Here is a 17607-nt window from a genome sequence, read left to right on the forward strand (position 1 = left end):
TGAGATTAGCAATGTCTTTAATTAATAGATTATTTTCTATCCGTGTAACAAAGATCATGCTAACAGTGGCATGTTTCATTCTGTTGGTGCTCTTTATTTGGTATTTGGGGCCATTTTTTGGATTTGGAGAAACGCGGCCATTAGAAGATGTTGAACCGCGTATCATTTTGATCGTTATTTCCCTGTTCTGTGCGATCGGACTGTGGTTCAGACTGCCCCTGCTAATCATGGCGTTACTGGCACTTAGCTGTGCAGTCTGGATAATGGGGCCGTACATTTTAATGGGCAAGTCCTATCCTCTTAATAGCGTAAATCGTAGAATTATCGCCATTGGTTGTATACTCGCTCTTGCATTTTTTTATGGTATCTGGAAGCTCATTATTGCATTAAAGAGAAACCCTAAATTTCTAGATAAATTCATTAAAGATGAAGAAGTTAAAGAAGATTTTAATCAGGATGAAATTTTTGCAATAATTCGTAATGCTAACAATTACATTAAAAATTTTAGCAAAAACGCTTCGAAATTTAAGCAATTTTTCCTTCCAGAGAAGTTTCTTAGCGATCTCCCATGGTATATGGTAATTGGGTCAGAAAATGCGGGAAAAACATCATCAGTACTGTCATCAGGGCAGAGTTTTCCTGATCCAGAACAATTAAAAAAAATTGCCAGAAAAACAATAGCAACAACCAATTGTGAATGTTGGTTTTCGAATGATGCTCTATTTTTAGACACTGCCGGTAAATATGTTAGCCAGGCGGATGAAAATAATAACGAATGGAAAAACATTTTAAATGGCATCCGGAAATACCGATCAATAAAAGCCATAAATGGCGTGATTATCAATATTTCTGTTTCAGATGTTATGGGGCGCAGCAAGGCTGAATTGTACGACCTTTCTGCTAAAATCAGAGCAAGACTCGATGATACTCGCAAAACTCTTGGTATACATTTCCCAGTTTATGTACTGGTGTCAAAAATAGATCAACTTTCTGGATTTTCTGAATACTTCAGGATACTGACAGAACAGGAACGCGAACAGATTTGGGGCGTGACATTCCCCTATGGCGAAGAAATGAAAATGCCAGCCTCAGACCTGCGTGAGCGTGTAGATACCGAGCTGGTATTGCTGGAAAATCGTATTGAAGAGAAGATGACATTACGCCAGCAAGAAGAACTGAATCTTAACGATAGAAAAAGAATGTATAGTTTCCCTCAGGATTTCCGTGTTTTGTCACAGGAAATATCTGACATGCTGCAAAACATATTTTTCACTTCAAGATATGATGAAAGCAAAGGTTTCACCAGTTTACGCGGCTTATATTTCGTCAGTAATCACCAACCGGCTAATGTTTACCTCATAAATAACAATACGTTAATGCATAAATGGGATAATTTTGTGCACAGACGTTCCGTTAATGCGGTTGACTCCGTCACAAGAAAAATTAATGAAGGTGATTTTTTAGTCACTGACAACGCTTATGGTCGCCATTACTTTCTCAAAACACTATTTTCAGAGATCATCGTTAAAGATGCCCATCTGGTGCGCCACAACTTAAGTGCTGAATCGAAATATCGCTTCCAGAACATAGTGATACATTGCTCATGTATTTTGTTAACTGTATGGCTGATCAATGGTTTCTATCATAGTTATTATAATAATGATGGATATCTCAATACTATTCGTGAAAAAGTAATTTCTCTAGAAGGGAAAATTGGAGAGTTTGAGAAAGCAAACAATCCCGAACTGATTCCTACATTGTTGTCCATGGCTCAGTACATGCCTGAATATAGTGATTTGGACGTTGAACACCCACCATTGAACTTCAGATTTGGTCAATATGTGGGCTGGGATATAACATCCGACTCAACCTCATTATATCACTATTTTTTACAGAAACTGCTCTTCCCAAATGTGCAACATGAAGCGCAAGACAAGCTTCAGGATGCAGTTCTCGGTGATGATAATAGTGAGATATATACTGCGTTAAAAGCGTATCTGATGCTCAATGGGAAAGGAAAATTCGATAAAAAATTCCTTATTGATACTATAACCAAGGCTTGGGATGACTCTGGTAAAATTGTACCCTACGCTGATAAGGAAATTTTTATTGCTCATTTAGATAATCTGTTTGATTTACCGGATTGGCGTCATTATTCACAACCGCTAGATGCTGATTTAGTTACACAGGCAAGGGATGTATTAGGCCGTATTTCGCTCAGTGACCGTCTTTATGAGCGCATTAAGGTAATTATGCAGGATGATGCCCCAGAAAATCTGACACTGGATAAAATGACCGATGGTAAAGCCAACCAAATTTTCACCCTGGATGAAACCGATCATCATGCAACCAGCATTCCTGGGTTGTTTACCTATGTCGGTTATCATCAGGTTTTTAAAAAAAAAATAACCGCCCTTGTGACTAAACTTAATGATGAAGATGGTTGGGTTATGGAAAGCAAACATAACACCTCGTTAGCAGAATTCAGCTCGACCAGAATGCATGCAGAGTTGGGGTTGCTCGGCTCTGCAATGCTGGCAAACGCTAAACGCATCGATCCTATAAAGCAAAAGATTATGCAGCGTTATTATGATGAATACACTCAACGGTGGAGTCGCTTTCTCAGTGAGATCAGCCTGAACTCAAATCGTTCACAGAGCCGAAATGGACAGTTAGCGCTGTCCTTTGATATTTACTTGCTGCGTACCATGGTTTCATCAGATTCACCATTGGTCAATCTTGCGCAGAGGGCTGTTGAAGAAACGACACTTTCGGCCTTACAGAACGAGGAGTTGATTGATAGCCGCTCTTCCAGTACACGCCTGCTACAAAACGTGAACAAAGCAAATCAGTTGCTGGTATCACTGGAAAAAAAACGGTTATGGGAAGGTGTCGATAGCCACTTCTCTACCCTGCGAGAATTTGTTACAGGTTCTACACGTCCCAGTGAAAAGGCGGGTAGCACCTCCATGACTGGCAGCCGTTTAAGGAACATCATGGGGGTTCTCCACGACCAGTACACGATATTTGTTCTTTCTGATAATGCACTCAAAAACGGCAGTATGCCGACGCTTTCAGATGCAGGCCTTAAGATCAGTGCAGAATCACAAACCTGGCCTGATCCGCTTAAGAATATTATTGAGCCACTTCTGAATGGTGCTTATAAAAAGGTTAACCATCTGGTTATCTCTGAAAGTAATAAAAAGATAGAAGCAGATCTGGGTGAGGTATGTAGAAACACCCTTGAAGGTCGCTATCCTTTTACCAAGAGTCCTGAAGAAGTACGTGTTCGTGATTTTGAACATTTCTTCGCACCGGGTGGATTAGCTGAGATGTTCTTCAAAAACAATCTGGCTGATAAAGTGAACACGTCCGTTAAGCCCTGGCGTTATAACAGTGACAATGGTGAAAACGATTCCACAACACTGAAGACGTTCGAACAGGCCCAGGATATTCGCAATACCTTTTTCCAGAACGGAGAAAGTAAACAAATGTCGATTAACTTCTCGATCTCTGTGCCCTACATGGCACCCACCATCACGCAGCTTAGTATGAATTTTGATGGAACGACGATGGACTATTCGCACGGACCTGTTGCTCCGGAAACATTTACCTGGCCGGGCAGTCGGATGGGGTCCAATGTCAATATGACTGCCCAACCAAGAATGGCTGATAAATCCTCTGGCCTGGTTTTCACTGGACCCTGGGCTCTTTTCCACTGGATGGACAACGTGAAAACAATCGAAAACTCTTCATCTGCTAACCCTGTCCTGGTGTTCTCCTTGAGTAACCGGCGCGTGGATGTTAAAGCGTCAGGCATCACCTATGATGATCGATTAATTACGCGTTTACTGCGGGACTTCCGGTGTCCAGGGTGATCTTCGTTCCGTTAAATTTTCATAAATATTACCAGCGGAGGTGAATATGACATTGCAGATATCTGTTATTGATGATAGTCGTCACTATCGTTGGTATCACTGGCGTAGAAAGCATCATCGGAGAATACTTAAATTCTTACAGGATACGGTTGAACCTGAGATTAAAATGCTCTCTCAGGATGATGAAATAGCCGATAGTTATCCATGGTGCTTTGCTTTTTCGGCAAAACAACTATACCGGAAGCACTATTACATCGGCGCATTGACTATTTCTAAAAATAACTGTAATAAAGATAATCTTTGTGTCATTTTTTCTCGACTCCCCTATGATGTAATAGCAGTGGATTTCAAAAAAAAATTTCACATCGCTTTTTGGCAGGCAAGAATCCTTGCAGCTCGACAAGGTGAAATGAATGCTAATACAAAAAACTCGCAATTTTTGGAGTGGATTAAAGCTTTACAGATACACTACTCACCATTTTTAGAGTCTGTTTTAATTCGTAAAAACTTTAGATTCATTAATGCATCTGAACCATTACTGTCAAATTGCCACATATTAGACAATCAGACCCCCATTAATGGTGGAGTAGAATTTATGCCATGGAAAAGCTGGCCTGAGTGCATTCAGACCGGAAATTTCATCTGGCTTTGGCGACAAAGTCGATATGGTCGAATTATAGACTCTAAGAAAATACCGGTACCGATGGATATTACTAACGCGAGCCGTTAGTGGTTATGGATAATCAATTTCGTATAAGGTGATTCTAATGTCACGAACTATTAACTTGTACAGCGCCGCAATGCCTCTCTTGTTAGGCGAACCAGCTTTGGTCCCATCAACGCTTAAAGGTGAAGAGTCATTATCTACACTGTACTCGTACACCATCATGACCAAAACTGCCGCTAATCCCTTGATCCCTTGGCAATCTGCGTCAAACATTGAGATTAAAGATCTCATCGGAAAAGAAATGACGATCGAGATAGAGCTGGATGGCAGCGGCCTTGATGCAGTTACTGGCGTTGGGAAAGGGATACGCGAAATATCAGGGCTGGTGCAGCAGGCGAGATTTCTTGGCCGTGATGCCAATCAGGCCAAGCATGAATTTGTTATCAGACCTTGGCTTTATCTGACTGATCTCACAGCAGATTATAAAATTTTCCAGAATAAAAATGTGGTAGATATTATTGATGAAGTGTTATCTGACTATAATTTCCCATTAGATAAACGTCTCAGTAGCAGTTACCCGCAGCTCGATTTCCAGGTTCAATATGGTGAAACCGACTTTAACTTCATCCAGCGTCTGATGGAAGAATGGGGAATTTACTGGTTTTTTGAACACCATGACCATAAGCATAAAATGGTTATTGTCGATCATGTTGGTGCCCACAAAAAATTTAAGAGTCCTGCTTACCATACTCTCAAATATGAACCTGATTTACCGAAAGCAGGCGGAGAGTATGTTACCCGATTCGATCATCAGGAAAGTATCACTACGGGTTCCTGGGTGACCAACGACTATGACTTCACTAAGTCACGTGCTGATATTATGGCATTGGACAGCAAACCACGTAAAACCAGCTTTAATGACATGGAAGTTTATCACTGGCCAGGCGATTACGATCAGCCCGGCATTGGTGAGCAATTAGCTAAAGTGCGTATTGAAGAATTAGGTGCAACGGGTTCTCGTGCAACTGGATTTGGTGAGCTGCGCGGCGTTGTCTGTGGATCTAATTTTAATCTCAAAGGATTCCCGGTTAAAAAAGTTAATCGCGAGTATCTCATCATTTCCAGCAAATTAGACGTTGAGGAAGTTGGTCAGGTATCGGGGCAGGAAAATTTTAAGTACCAATGCGAATTTACCGTACAGCCGACAACCAAAATTTATCGTCATCCACGTACTGCGATAAAACCTAAGACACGTGGCCCACAAACAGCCATTGTGGTCGGTCCTCGGGGACAAGAAATCTGGACCGATAAATATGGCAGAGTCAAAGTTCATTTTCTGTGGGATCGCTACGGGAAAAATATCGAATCAGACTCATGCTGGCTACGTGTGAGCCAGGCCTGGGCAGGTAATAATTTTGGTGGAATCAATATTCCTCGTATTGGTCATGAAGTCATTGTCGACTTTCTTAATGGCGACCCCGACAGACCTCTGATTCTAGGTAGCCTTTACAATAACGTTACGATGCCTCCCTGGGATCTTCCTGCTAATGCCACACAAAGTGGCCTGGTCAGCCGTACTGTCGGTGGCGGACGAACCAACTTCAACGGCATACGGTTTGAAGATAAACCTGGCCTTGAACGCTACTGGGAGCAAGCTGAGCGCGATATGAGCCGCCTGACAAAAGCCAATGAAAAACAGGTTATTGGTGCGAACTCAAATCTTAAGGTTGGCCTTTCCAGAACGAAATTTGTCGGTGGTTTCCAGACAGCAAACATTTTGGGATTCAGCAGCCTGCTCGTTGGTGGCGCTATGACCACTGTTGTTGGCGCTGTTCAGTCAAACACTGTGGGGGGAGCGAGCTTCGTCAACGTAGGTGGCCTTATGGCAACCACCGTGGGCGCCGCTAACTCACTCGCTGTTGGGGGAGCGAACGCTATTAACGTAGGCGGCGTAATGTCAACCTGCGTGGGCGGAGCTAACTCACTCGCTGTTGGGGGAGCGAACGCTATTAACGTGGGTGGTGCCATGTCAACAGCTGTTGGCGGTGCCATTTCAACAGCTGTTGGCGGTGCCAGTTCACTGGCGGTGGGTGGTGCAGCTGCAGCCGTTGCCGGGGGCGCTTTCGCAATCAGTTCAGGTGGCATGCTCACCATCTCTGCTTCAAATATTAAAATTGTCGCAGGTGGAAAAATTGTCATACAAGCTGGTGAGGTCGATATTAATCCCGGTGATTGTTGCGATTGTAAAGGTGGCGGTGGCGGTGGCGGCGGCGGCGGCGGCGGTGGTGGCGGTGCGATGTTAGCTGGTTTGCCTGGGCTTGCCGCGTTTGGATTCATTCCTTTACCGCTCCCATTACCATTACTACCGTTGCCAATACTCCCACCGATAGTCGTTCCGCCTGTGACTAAGCCGCCTGTTACTCGGCCGCCTGTCACTCAGCCGCCTGTCACTCAGCCGCCTGTTACTCGGCCGCCTGTCACTCAGCCGCCTGTTACCCGGCCACCGGTTACCGAACCGCCTGTTACCCGGCCGCCGGTTACCGAACCGCCTGTTACCCGGCCGCCTGTTACTCAGCCGCCGGTTACCCGGCCGCCTGTGACCGAGCCACCTGTAACCGAGCCACCTGTGACCGAGCCACCGGTGACCGAGCCACCTGTGACCGAACCGCCTGTGACGGAGCCACCTGTGACCGAACCGCCGGTGACCGAGCCACCGGTAACCGAACCGCCGGTGACGGAGCCACCTGTGACCGAACCACCTGTGACGGAGCCACCTGTGACCGAACCGCCGGTGACCGAGCCACCTGTGACGGAGCCACCTGTGACCGAACCGCCGGTGACCGAGCCGCCGGTGACGGAGCCACCTGTGACCGAACCGCCGGTGACGGAGCCACCGGTAACCGAACCGCCGGTGACGGAGCCACCTGTGACCGAACCGCCGGTGACCGAGCCGCCGGTAACCGAACCGCCGGTGACGGAGCCACCGGTAACCGAACCGCCGGTGACGGAGCCGCCGGTAACCGAGCCGCCGGTGACCGAGCCGCCGGTGACCGAGCCACCTGTAACCGAGCCGCCTGTAACCGAACCGCCGGTGACCGAGCCACCTGTGACCGAACCGCCGGTAACCGAGCCACCTGTGACCGAACCGCCGGTAACCGAGCCACCTGTGACCGAACCGCCGGTGACCGAGCCACCTGTGACCGAACCGCCGGTAACCGAGCCACCTGTGACCGAGCCGCCGGTAACCGAACCACCTGTGACCGAACCGCCGGTGACGGAGCCACCTGTGACCGAACCGCCGGTGACGGAGCCACCTGTGACCGAGCCACCGGTGACCGAACCGCCGGTGACCGAGCCACCTGTGACAGAACCGCCGGTGACCGAGCCACCTGTGACAGAACCGCCGGTGACGGAGCCACCTGTGACCGAGCCGCCTGTAACCGGGCCTCCGGTAACCGAGCCGCCGGTGACCGAGCCTCCGGTGACTGAGCCACCTGTGACCGAACCGCCGGTAACCGAGCCGCCGGTGACCCCGACGTGGGGTCCCTAAGTAACGGGATATAAACAACAGGGCCGAACCTGACTCAAGCCAATAATGGCGAAACAGTTCAGGCCCTTTTTATTTGATGATGAATTAATCAACATGAGGTGATTTATGCAAAATGCAGCCAGAGTTAGCGATGCAGTGTGCCACGGTGGAGTGATTGCTTCAGGTTCCGGCGATACAACGATCAACAGCTGTAACGCCGCTATCACAGGCGGCAGCGTTGCTACCTGTGCCTTTCATGGTGCGGCCCCGGTAGCGTCCGGTTCAGGATCTGTGTTTATCAATAGTTGCAATGCAGCCCGACTGGGAGACGTCTGCGGATGCGGTGCTGCAGTAGCCAGTGGTTCTGGTGATGTTTATATCGGTGGCTAAAAAATGTACTTATCAATGACCTGGCCTGATCAGCGCTATCGCTTCAAACTTGATGAATCTCATACATCAGAAGCGCGGGTGGGTTTCAACGTTATAAAGGGGGAGTTTTCAGACCAGCATCTTGCTCAGTCTGAAGAGAATATTGTGTATTTTTACTGGACACTCGCGGGAGCAGCCGTTTTCAATGCCTGTAGCGATTATGTCTGTATTATTGATGGGATCCCTGTTGAAAAGAACGAAATTCGCACCCTGAATTTAGGTTCAGAAATACAAATTGGCCATTATAATATTCAGGCAGTGGTCAGTGAGAGCACAACTTCTCTTGAAGATATGTTCTATACACTGAATGGTTATGAAACAGATAGAAGTAACACCCACACTCCTGAAATAGAAGATATTTTACCAAACGGTGCACATTATATTGCCGATCTAAATTACTCAAATGAGATGGTCTCGGAAAGAGTCATTGAGAATGATGCAATTAAACCGCTGGAAACTGAATATAAGAAATTCCTGATTTGGGGACACATCAACAACAACCTCTATAATAAGGACGGAAAAAAATCTCATTACGTTATTAATGATGACGGTTTCTTTGATGCTACTCGATCAGAGATGCAATCGAAAACCATCATGGAATGTATTCTGGATGCACCTTCATTGATTGATAAAGTCTGGGATGAGCTTGAAGTTGCTAACCTGCAGGATGATGTTCTGTATGAAGAAGAAAAATATGAAATATTAATGCTACTGGCGCCGGAAAAATTCACGGCAAAAGAGAAAAAAGTTATACCTGAACTTGCTTTCCAGGATCTTTATAAGATTGGACTGGACAGCCATTACTAAAATATAATCAGAAGGAAATAGTAGATGGATACTACAAAGTCATTATATGGATCGTTAAAGACCGCCTCACTTGAGGAGGTTCTGGCGAATTGCTTGTCTCAGGTTAAGGCTAAACCTGATGATATCTCCTTACGTGAAACACTCTACAAACTGTACTGTATTGAAGGTTCATGGCAAAAAGCATTGATGCAACTGCAAACCATAGAAGTCATTAAAAATGATTCCTTAGAAGAAGTGGAGATTGCAAAAAACCTGATATTCAGTGAATTAATCAGAGAGGAAGTCCTGCGTGGCGAACGCTTACCTGGCATGCTCAATATTGAGTTACCCGAATGGATTAACCTGTTAAATCAGGCAAACAAGTTATTGTCTGAAGGATCGCTGAACGAACAGGACGAACTGCGCAGCCAGGCTTTCTCTTTGGTGAATGTAAGCGCTGGGGAAGGTCCGCAAATCGGTTCATTTTCATGGATTTCAGACAGTGACGGGCGTATTGGGCCTGCCTGTGAATTTATCGCTGCCGGTGGTTATCGTTGGGTACCCTTCTCCGAGATAAAGTCGTTAAGCATTGAAAAGCCGAAAGAACTCATCGACTTAATCTGGTCTAAAGCCCATATTCAGACCAGTAGCGATATGTATTACGGATACATCCCTTCACGCTATCCCCTGATAGAAAATGCCAGCAAGGATGCCAAGCTCGGTTTAGTAACAGAATGGGAAGATGTCTCTGCCACCTGTTCCAAAGGATCAGGACGCAAGGTCATCATTACCGATGCAGGCGATTTCTCGTTACTGGAAAGCGGAAAAATAACGTTTACATAAGGATTCAGTGATGGAAAAGAAAAGGCAGTTTTTGCCCACATTACTGGAAAGATTACAAGATGACGATCCAAAAAAAAGCATTGAACGCTTTGATGAATTATTTTTTGATTCGAGAATGATGCGATCAATTGTTCAGAAAGATATTGCTACGATGCTGAATAATACCAACATCGAAGACAGTCTTGATGAATACAAGCACAACCTGGTGGCAGACTCAGTTGTAAACTATGGCGTGAGTGCCCTGGTCGGCAGCTTTTCCCATCAGCATAGATGGCATTCGATTGAAAAAAATATCAGAACAGCGATTCTGCGATTTGAAACAAGAATTATTCCTGAATCACTGATGGTGCGTTCGCTACTGAGCGAAGAGCATCCTACAAAAAACGGTCTGATTCTTTTTGAAATAAGAGGGCTAATTGACTGGCATCCTCACCCAATCGACCTCTGTTTCCACGGACGTTATGATGTTGAGACTTCGCATGCTGAATTAAAAAGCATGTAAATAACAAGATTCCTCACCGTAGTGGAAAGCTGCACTAACGGTGAGGAACCTTATTCAGGCAACCCACGTTAACGTTTGTCGTTTCAGTCCTCGCCTACCGCCACATACAGCCGCTCTTCGCTACCCAGTTAACACAATAGAACGCTCCTCCTTCCCATCGTCCTTCCGGGATGGTTAAATCCGTTATTGACCACTGACCGGAGGTATTATGCTGTCCTCACATACTCTTAGCCTGGCTATCCATCGTAACTGGGTAGATTTGTATGAAACGATCTGGAAACCGGAGTTTTTCCCTAAGTGGGCTTCAGGTCTGAGTCAGGGGCCGCTTGAGCCGGATGGCAATAGCTGGAAAGGACGTGGCCCACAGGGACCGGTCAAAGTACGCTTCACCGAACATAATCCTTTCTGCATTATGGACCATTATATTGACAGCGGTTATAGCAAAGAAATCTTCGTCCCTATGCGTATTGTCGCCAACGAAGAGGGTTCACAGGTATTGATCACCGTATTCCGCCAGCCACTGCTGTCGGATGAAAAATTCGCCCAGGAACTGGAATGGGTGAAACGTGATTTACAGGCGCTACACAAGTTGCTGACTACCTGACAGCCGGGGGCACAGACGGACTTGCAGATGTTAGCTTCGGGCAGATGCGGCGGCACTCATTCAGCGCCGACGCAGTTGCCATAAAAACCAGGGCGCACCGATCAGCGAGCAAAGGATCCCTGCCGAAACAGGCCACGGCCAGGCGATGTTACGTCCAAGCCAGTCGGCCAGCACCATCAGCGTTGCCCCCAGCAATGCTGCCAGCCCAATCTGAGTGGACACACTGCGTGCCCCACTATAGCGAGCAAGCTGTGGGGCAATCAGCCCGACAAAACTCAGCGGCCCGATCAGCAACGTGCCACCCGCCGTCAGTGCCGCCGCCAGCAGCAGAATTAACAGACTATGGGTACGCAGATTCAGTCCCAGCGATTGTGCCGGTTGTGCGCCCAGTCCCAGCAGTTGCAGACCACGCCGGAGCAGCAGCGCCAGAGGAATCAGCACTGCCGCCTGCCCTGCCCCGGACAACGCAACACTGGCCGTGATACCTGCGGTCGAGCCAGTGCTCCAGTTCAGCAATTGCAACGCACGCGGGTCTCCGCTTAGCATCAGCAGGCTGGTCAGCGCGCCGCTGATACTGGTCAGACACAACCCCACCAGCACCAGACGCTGTGGTTGAAAACCCCGCCGGGCACCCAGCCACAACATCGCCCCGGTCGCCAGCAGGCTGCCGAACAGCGCGGCAGGAAACATCCACGACAACGGTCCCGCCAGCATAAACAGCAGCAGTATCGCCAGTGATGCACCGCTGCTGATGCCCAGCAACTCAGGGCTGGCCAGCGGGTTGCGCGTCAGGCGCTGAATTAACACACCCGCCACCGCCAGCATCGCTCCGGCAGCCAGCGATCCCAGCAGCCGCGGCCAGCGCCACGCCAGCAGCATCCCTTCATTGAACTGACGATTCCATCCCAGCGACAAGCCGATCGCCAGCAACAGCAGGCAAAGGAGTAGTGCGATCTTACGGCCACCCAACGGTGTAGAAAAAGCAGGTACATCCGCTGCGGCCTGAGAAAAATGAATGGTCCGCTGGCGGGACAGCAGCAGCAGGATCAGTGGCGCACTGAATAATGCGGTAATCGCGCCCGTTGGCACATCGCCCGCCGCGGGAGAAAGTGACTGTGCCAGTTGGTCAATCAGCCATAACAGCACTGCCCCAAAGGCCAGGGTCCAGGGTAACTGCTGGCTGAAACGGCGTACGCCCAGCAGCCGCACCAGTGCGGGAGCCGCCAGGCCAATAAAGCTGATAATGCCTAGCTGACTGGTGACCAGCGCACTGAGCGCCACGGCGATCAACAGCGTCAGCAGGCGAATGGCCAGCGGTGAAGCGCCGAGGCTGGCGGCACTCTGCTCTGACAGACCGATCAGCGTTAACGGTCGAGCCAGCAGCAGGCTGCCGCCACTCAGCAGCAGCAGCGGCAACAACAGCAGACGCACACTGTCCCAGCCATTCTGACTGAGCGCCCCAGCCTGCCAGCTGAACAGATCGCTGAGATAGTCGTGGTTAAACATGACCAGCAGCGTAGAAATGGCGCTGGCATACAGGCTCAGTACCATGCCCGCGAGGAGGATGTTCAGCGTCGCCAGTTGCTGTTTCGCCACCAGCAACAGCAGTAAAAGGGTGGTGATGCCCGCGCCCACTAGCGCCACCGGCGCCATACCCCACACCAACAGACCGGGTGCCAGCACCAGCGCCAACGCAATCGCCAGATTCGATCCCGCGGCAACGCCAAGAGTGGCAGGTTCGGCCAGCGGATTACGCAGTACCTGCTGGAACAGTAGACCGGCCAGCGCCAGTGCGCCTCCGGCCAGCAGGCTGATTGTCAGTCGGGGGAGAAAACTGTAGTGCAGCAGCAGGTGACCGTTGCTCTCGTCGTGCAGCAACGGCAACAGATGATGGGCCGTCAGCGCCAGCGCCAACAGCAGCAAACCGCAGAACAGCGCCAGCGGCGCATTGCGTGACATCAGGGTTCACTCAGCAGCCGCAGCGCCAGGCTGTCGGCAAGACGCAGGGCGGTGCGTACACCACCAAACGGAAAAACGGGGGGCAGCGGGACGGCATCGCCCTGCTGCACCAGAGGAAGATGCTGCCACAACGCGCTGGACTGCCGTGCCTTGCGCAACCGATCGGCGGTGGTGGGCAATTCACTATAAAACAGCCGGGTATCAGCCAGAGTCGCCAGACGATCGATGCTGACATTCGCCAACCCAATGCGGTTACCCGGCTGTTGCCAGGCATTTTCCAGCCCCAGCCGATCCAGTACGCACTGCACCAGACTGTGCTGGCCATAAACTGTGGCATGCTTACCGTCCTGATTGAGCACCGCCACACACACTTTCGGACGCGCACGCGTCGCCAGTTGCTGTCGTAAATCAGCCAGATGCTGGCTGGCCGCATCCAGCAATTGTTGTGCCTGCGCCAAATGATTAAGCCGGGCCGCCAGCGGCAGCAGCCAGTCACACAGCGACTGCCAGGCATCCCCCTCCGCCGGGTAGATATTAACCACTTCCACCGGAGCAATCCGCGCCAGCGCCGCCAGGATTGACGGCGACAGCGCATCACTGAGGATCAGTGATGGCCGCAGCTGAGCAAGATACTCCAGATTGGGTTCCCAGTAAGGGCCGATATCCCTGACCGCGGCAGGCAGCACCGGGTCGGGGATGCGGCGGCGAAAATAGCCGCTGTCGGAGATCGCCAGCGGCGTGATCCCGAGCGTCAGCATCAGCTCCGCTGCCGCCCAGTTAATCGCCACAATGCGATCTGTCGCCAGCGGCTGCGCGTACAGATCGCGACTGAACGCCAGCGGTGCCAGCAACAGCGCTTTCAGGCAGTCGCGCCGCCGCCACAATCCCTGTGACATCAGAAGTTATATTTCACGGAACCAATCAACGTACGCTCCTGGCCCGGATAGCAGCTGGTGGTGCCGTCACAGGTGCCAACATACTGATGGTTCAGCAGATTCTGCACATTCATCCCGAAGGTCAGATGCTGGTTAACCTTATACGCAGCGCCCGCATCAACCAGAGCAAAGTTCTTCACCGCCACCGTATTTTCATTATCGCCATACATGCTGCCGACGTAGCGTGCGCCGCTGTTCAGCGTCAGGCCATCCAACACGCCCTGGGTGAAGCCATAGCTCAACCATACTGACGCCATATGTTTCGGGACGTTCGCCTGTTTATTGCCCTGCACGCCGTCATTGCTCTTGGTGATTTCCGTATCGGTATAGCTGTAAGACGCCAGCGCATGCAGATTTTGCGTCAGCTGCGCCTGGGTTTCCCACTCAATACCGCGTGAACGCACTTCGCCTGAGGCCGTCTGGTAACCGGTCGCCAGGCCATTGACCAGCTCGTTGGTCAGCACATTCGTTTTGGTGATTTCAAAGGCTGCCAGCGTCATCAGCAGGTCAGCATCAGGCTGGTATTTGATCCCGGCCTCAACCTGGTGTGCCTTACTCGGCGTGAACGTATTATTGCTGCTGTCTGTACCGCTGTTCGGTGTAAAGGACTCAGCATAACTGATATATGGCGCCAGGCCGTTACCCACCAGCCAGGTCAACCCGGCGCGACCTGTCCAGGCATCTTTATCCAACCAGCTGGTGTTTTCCGTCAGGTTGTTCTGGGTACGCATACTGATATCGTCATGGCGCCCCCCCACGGTCAGCAGCCAGTTCGGCGTCAGGGAGATCTGGTCCTGCGCATAGACGCCAAGCTGGGAGGTGGTCTGATTGTTATTATTCACCAGCGTGGTCGGGTCAGAAATATCCACACCGTACTGTGGCTGGAAGATATTCAGCGTCGGAGCAGCCTGGTTAAAGCGTTTTGCGTTACCGTCCAGCCAGCTGTAATCGATGCCGGTCAGCAAGGTGTGATTGATCGTACCAGTGGCAAAATCAGCCTGTAACTGGTTGTCGATGTTGAACGCCTGCATATGCTCATCAAAACGCACAGCATTACGTGCCTGGGTGCCTGCGGTGTAATCCGTCGCGCCCGGCAGCAGGTTATTGAGGATGGTGTCGGTCTGACCAAAACGCAGGTTCTGGCGCAGCTGGATAGCATCATTCATCTGATGACTAAACTCATAACCCACGGTGAACTGCTCGTTGCGGAAATGGTTATAGCTGTAATCGCCCAGCAGCGTATCGGTGACTTTGCCATCAGGCTGCGTCAGTACGGCGATGGTGCCGCCGGAGCTGTCGCGCAGGTAGTCGGCACGCAGCGTCAGGCTGGTGTCGGCATTCGGCAGCCAGGTGAATGAGGGGGCGATATACACGCGATCATCTTTCACTTTCGGGCCGTTGGCGTACTGGAACTGGGTATTGCTGTCGCGCGCTACACCCACCAGACGATAGAGATAACGGCTGTCATCGTTAATCTTGTCGCTAAGGTCGAACTGCAGCTGGCGGCGGTCGAAGTTGCCAAGCTGCACTTCCACTTCATGCACGCCCTGGGCGGTAGGCAGTTTGCTGACGCGGTTGATAATGCCACCGGCATCGCCCAGGCCAAACAGGGTGGATGACGGGCCGCGTACCACATCGATGCGTTCCAGTGCATACGGCTCGGTACGGAAATAGCTGTAGCTGTTGTTGAGCTGGCGCAGACCGTCACGATAGTCGTTAGTGGTTAACGCATTGAAGCCACGAATATAAATCCAGTCATAGCCTTTTGGGTCAACGCCGTAGGTTTCGGTTTTTACCCCCGGCACATAGCGCAGTGCTTCCGTCACACTTTGTACGTTCTGGCGGTCCATCTGCTGGCGACTGATCACGGAGACTGACTGCGGGACGTCCAGCAGTGAGCTGTTGGTTTTGGTGGCGCTGCTGGTCTGCTGCGGAACACTGCCGCCCTGCTGGCCGCTGTTGGCAGTTACTGTAAGGGTGTTGCCATCAAGGGTATCGCCCGGCTCGACGGTGACCATATCGTTCTGACGACTGTAGTGCAGGCCACTGCCCTGTAACAGGCGGTCGAGGGCGCTTTCCAGCGTCATGGTGCCGCTCACGGCAGGGGCGGTTTTATTGGCGACCGCCGATGGCGCAACGATAAGCTGAACGCCAGCCTGTTGTGCCAGCGCGTTCAGCGCCGACGACAACGGCTGCTGCGGCAGTGAAACCGCCACGGTTGCACTGGCCGCAGCAGCATAAGGCGCCAGCGTATTCAGTGCGATAGCCAGCGATACTGCGCTGTATTTCAGAGATTTTCCCGGCAGTGCAGCAAAGGTAAACAGAGCCATGTGTCAGTTCCCAAAGGTTATGTAATAAGAATCATTTCCCTTAGTAGACGCAGCGGGAGACAAAACCCTGACGTCACATCGCCATTTTTTTACGACTTTTTTGCTTTGCTGTTACGCGGCACGATCAGTGTGCTGTCACCCTGCTTCTTCAGCACCACCGGCAGCACGGCGGGTAGCGCTCTGGCAAAACTGTCCAGCCGCTGCAATTCGAAACTTCCTGTGATGCGCAGATCCGCCAGCTGAGGATCTGCCTGATAGTTCACCGCACCGTAGCGGGCGAATTCGGCCAGCGCCAGCGGTAGCGGGGTGTTATCAAAATTAACGCGCGCCTGCTGCCAGGGGGCGACCGCCTGCGGAGCAATGGCGCTTTCTCCCACCAGCAAACCACGGGCATCACTGCGGCCCTGTTGCCCGGCGCGCAGCACCTGAAGATGAGCATCAGCCTGAGACAGTCCAACGGTTTTCACCAGTCGCCACCAGCTGTATTCCCAGCCTGACAGCGGGCCAACGCGCACAGCACCGGAACGCACGGCGACATCCACCCCTTCCCCACTCATGGAGTGCGGAATATAACGAACGCTGAAGGCGGTGCCGAGTACCGTCACCCGTGACGGGCCACTACGCACCGTCAGAGGGCGTTCTGCCTGATGCGCCACCTGGAAAAAGGCCTGCCCCTGCTCCAGCCACACTTCGCGCCGTTGCGGATAAAAAGCAACACGCAGCCGGGTGCCTGCATCCAGATTCAGTTCACTGCCGTCAGGGAGGGTAATCAGACGCTGTTCGCCGCGCGCAGTGGCGTAGCTCTGTTCGAACTGAGCCGGGGCGAGACTCTGCCAGGCAGGCCAGACCAGCATCGCCAGCAACAGCATCGCCAGTGCAGGCCACAGCAGTCGAGCCCGCCGTGCCGGGGCGGACAGTTCGCGCCGGGTTTGCTGGCGCAGGCGGGCAATATCAGCCGCAGGCAACGCACCCAGCTGCTGCCACAGGCGCTGCGCCCGGGCAAACTCAGCAGCATTATCGTCATCAGCCTGCCAGCGCGCAAACTCCCGCTGCTGCCGGGGCGTTAAGCCCGCCTGCTGTTGCAGTAGCCAGTGCTGGGCTTTCTCCGCCCGTTCGGTACGTGAGGAATCAGAGGTATTCATCGC

The 17607-nt window shown here is 51.0% G+C and carries 12 protein-coding genes; 8 read left to right on the forward strand and 4 right to left on the reverse strand.

Going from position 1 to position 17607, the window contains the following annotated elements; genetic code table 11:
• The first annotated feature begins 11 nt into the window (after positions 1-11).
• From tssM to WH279_RS01400, 8 genes are all read left to right on the forward strand, one after another.
• A complete protein-coding gene (tssM, locus tag WH279_RS01365; RefSeq protein WP_339454765.1) occupies positions 12-3878 on the forward strand; it encodes a type VI secretion system membrane subunit TssM in 3867 nt (1288 codons plus the stop codon).
• Positions 3879-3924: 46 nt separating this feature from the next.
• On the forward strand, positions 3925-4608 hold the full coding sequence (locus tag WH279_RS01370; protein ID WP_339454766.1) for a hypothetical protein: 684 nt from the start codon (positions 3925-3927) through the stop codon (positions 4606-4608).
• A gap of 70 nt (positions 4609-4678) precedes the next feature.
• Positions 4679-8095 (forward strand): type VI secretion system Vgr family protein, encoded by a 3417-nt coding sequence (gene tssI, locus WH279_RS01375; RefSeq protein ID WP_339454897.1) that lies wholly within the window; start codon positions 4679-4681, stop codon positions 8093-8095.
• 105 nt (positions 8096-8200) lie between these two features.
• Positions 8201-8464 carry a PAAR domain-containing protein gene (locus WH279_RS01380; RefSeq protein ID WP_339454767.1) on the forward strand — a complete coding sequence of 88 codons (264 nt, stop codon included), beginning with the start codon at positions 8201-8203 and terminating at the stop codon, positions 8462-8464.
• Positions 8465-8479: 15 nt separating this feature from the next.
• Positions 8480-9310, forward strand: coding sequence for a TagK domain-containing protein (locus WH279_RS01385; RefSeq protein WP_339454768.1), 831 nt, complete (start codon positions 8480-8482; stop codon positions 9308-9310).
• A 24-nt stretch (positions 9311-9334) separates the two neighbouring features.
• A complete protein-coding gene (locus tag WH279_RS01390) occupies positions 9335-10132 on the forward strand; it encodes a type VI secretion system accessory protein TagJ (protein ID WP_339454769.1) in 798 nt (265 codons plus the stop codon).
• A gap of 10 nt (positions 10133-10142) precedes the next feature.
• On the forward strand, positions 10143-10634 hold the full coding sequence (locus WH279_RS01395) for a type VI secretion system baseplate subunit TssE (protein ID WP_339454770.1): 492 nt from the start codon (positions 10143-10145) through the stop codon (positions 10632-10634).
• Between the two features lie 208 nt (positions 10635-10842).
• Positions 10843-11238, forward strand: a complete 396-nt coding sequence (locus WH279_RS01400; RefSeq protein WP_339454771.1) for a polyketide cyclase — start codon at positions 10843-10845, stop codon at positions 11236-11238.
• Positions 11239-11298: 60 nt separating this feature from the next.
• Here WH279_RS01400 and fhuB read toward each other — a convergent pair whose 3' ends face one another.
• From fhuB to WH279_RS01420, 4 genes are all read right to left on the reverse strand, one after another.
• Positions 11299-13197, reverse strand: a complete 1899-nt coding sequence (fhuB, locus tag WH279_RS01405) for a Fe(3+)-hydroxamate ABC transporter permease FhuB (protein WP_339454772.1) — start codon at positions 13195-13197, stop codon at positions 11299-11301.
• A complete protein-coding gene (locus WH279_RS01410) occupies positions 13197-14093 on the reverse strand; it encodes an ABC transporter substrate-binding protein (protein WP_339454773.1) in 897 nt (298 codons plus the stop codon). Before WH279_RS01410 ends, fhuB begins: the two co-directional genes overlap by 1 nt.
• Complete coding sequence (locus tag WH279_RS01415; RefSeq protein ID WP_339454774.1) at positions 14093-16462, reverse strand: TonB-dependent siderophore receptor; 2370 nt, start codon at positions 16460-16462, stop codon at positions 14093-14095. The genes WH279_RS01410 and WH279_RS01415 overlap by 1 nt, the downstream gene beginning before the upstream one ends.
• 89 nt (positions 16463-16551) lie before the next feature.
• On the reverse strand, positions 16552-17604 hold the full coding sequence (locus tag WH279_RS01420; RefSeq protein WP_339454775.1) for a FecR family protein: 1053 nt from the start codon (positions 17602-17604) through the stop codon (positions 16552-16554).
• Positions 17605-17607: the final 3 nt, after the last annotated feature.

The organism is Erwinia sp. MYb375, assembly GCF_037479175.1.
GTDB lineage: Bacteria > Pseudomonadota > Gammaproteobacteria > Enterobacterales > Enterobacteriaceae > Erwinia > Erwinia rhapontici.

What these genes read in the sequence shown, in the direction of transcription:
- fhuB (WP_339454772.1), bottom strand. Translation starts at nt 13,197, where the DNA reads ATGTCACGCAATGCGCCGCTGGCGCTGTTCTGCGGTTTGCTGCTGTTG.
- WH279_RS01390 (WP_339454769.1), top strand. Translation starts at nt 9,335, where the DNA reads ATGGATACTACAAAGTCATTATATGGATCGTTAAAGACCGCCTCACTT.
- WH279_RS01400 (WP_339454771.1), top strand. Translation starts at nt 10,843, where the DNA reads ATGCTGTCCTCACATACTCTTAGCCTGGCTATCCATCGTAACTGGGTA.
- WH279_RS01420 (WP_339454775.1), bottom strand. Translation starts at nt 17,604, where the DNA reads ATGAATACCTCTGATTCCTCACGTACCGAACGGGCGGAGAAAGCCCAG.
- tssM (WP_339454765.1), top strand. Translation starts at nt 12, where the DNA reads ATGTCTTTAATTAATAGATTATTTTCTATCCGTGTAACAAAGATCATG.
- tssI (WP_339454897.1), top strand. Translation starts at nt 4,679, where the DNA reads ATGCCTCTCTTGTTAGGCGAACCAGCTTTGGTCCCATCAACGCTTAAA.
- WH279_RS01385 (WP_339454768.1), top strand. Translation starts at nt 8,480, where the DNA reads ATGACCTGGCCTGATCAGCGCTATCGCTTCAAACTTGATGAATCTCAT.
- WH279_RS01410 (WP_339454773.1), bottom strand. Translation starts at nt 14,093, where the DNA reads ATGTCACAGGGATTGTGGCGGCGGCGCGACTGCCTGAAAGCGCTGTTG.
- WH279_RS01415 (WP_339454774.1), bottom strand. Translation starts at nt 16,462, where the DNA reads ATGGCTCTGTTTACCTTTGCTGCACTGCCGGGAAAATCTCTGAAATAC.
- WH279_RS01395 (WP_339454770.1), top strand. Translation starts at nt 10,143, where the DNA reads ATGGAAAAGAAAAGGCAGTTTTTGCCCACATTACTGGAAAGATTACAA.
- WH279_RS01370 (WP_339454766.1), top strand. Translation starts at nt 3,925, where the DNA reads ATGACATTGCAGATATCTGTTATTGATGATAGTCGTCACTATCGTTGG.
- WH279_RS01380 (WP_339454767.1), top strand. Translation starts at nt 8,201, where the DNA reads ATGCAAAATGCAGCCAGAGTTAGCGATGCAGTGTGCCACGGTGGAGTG.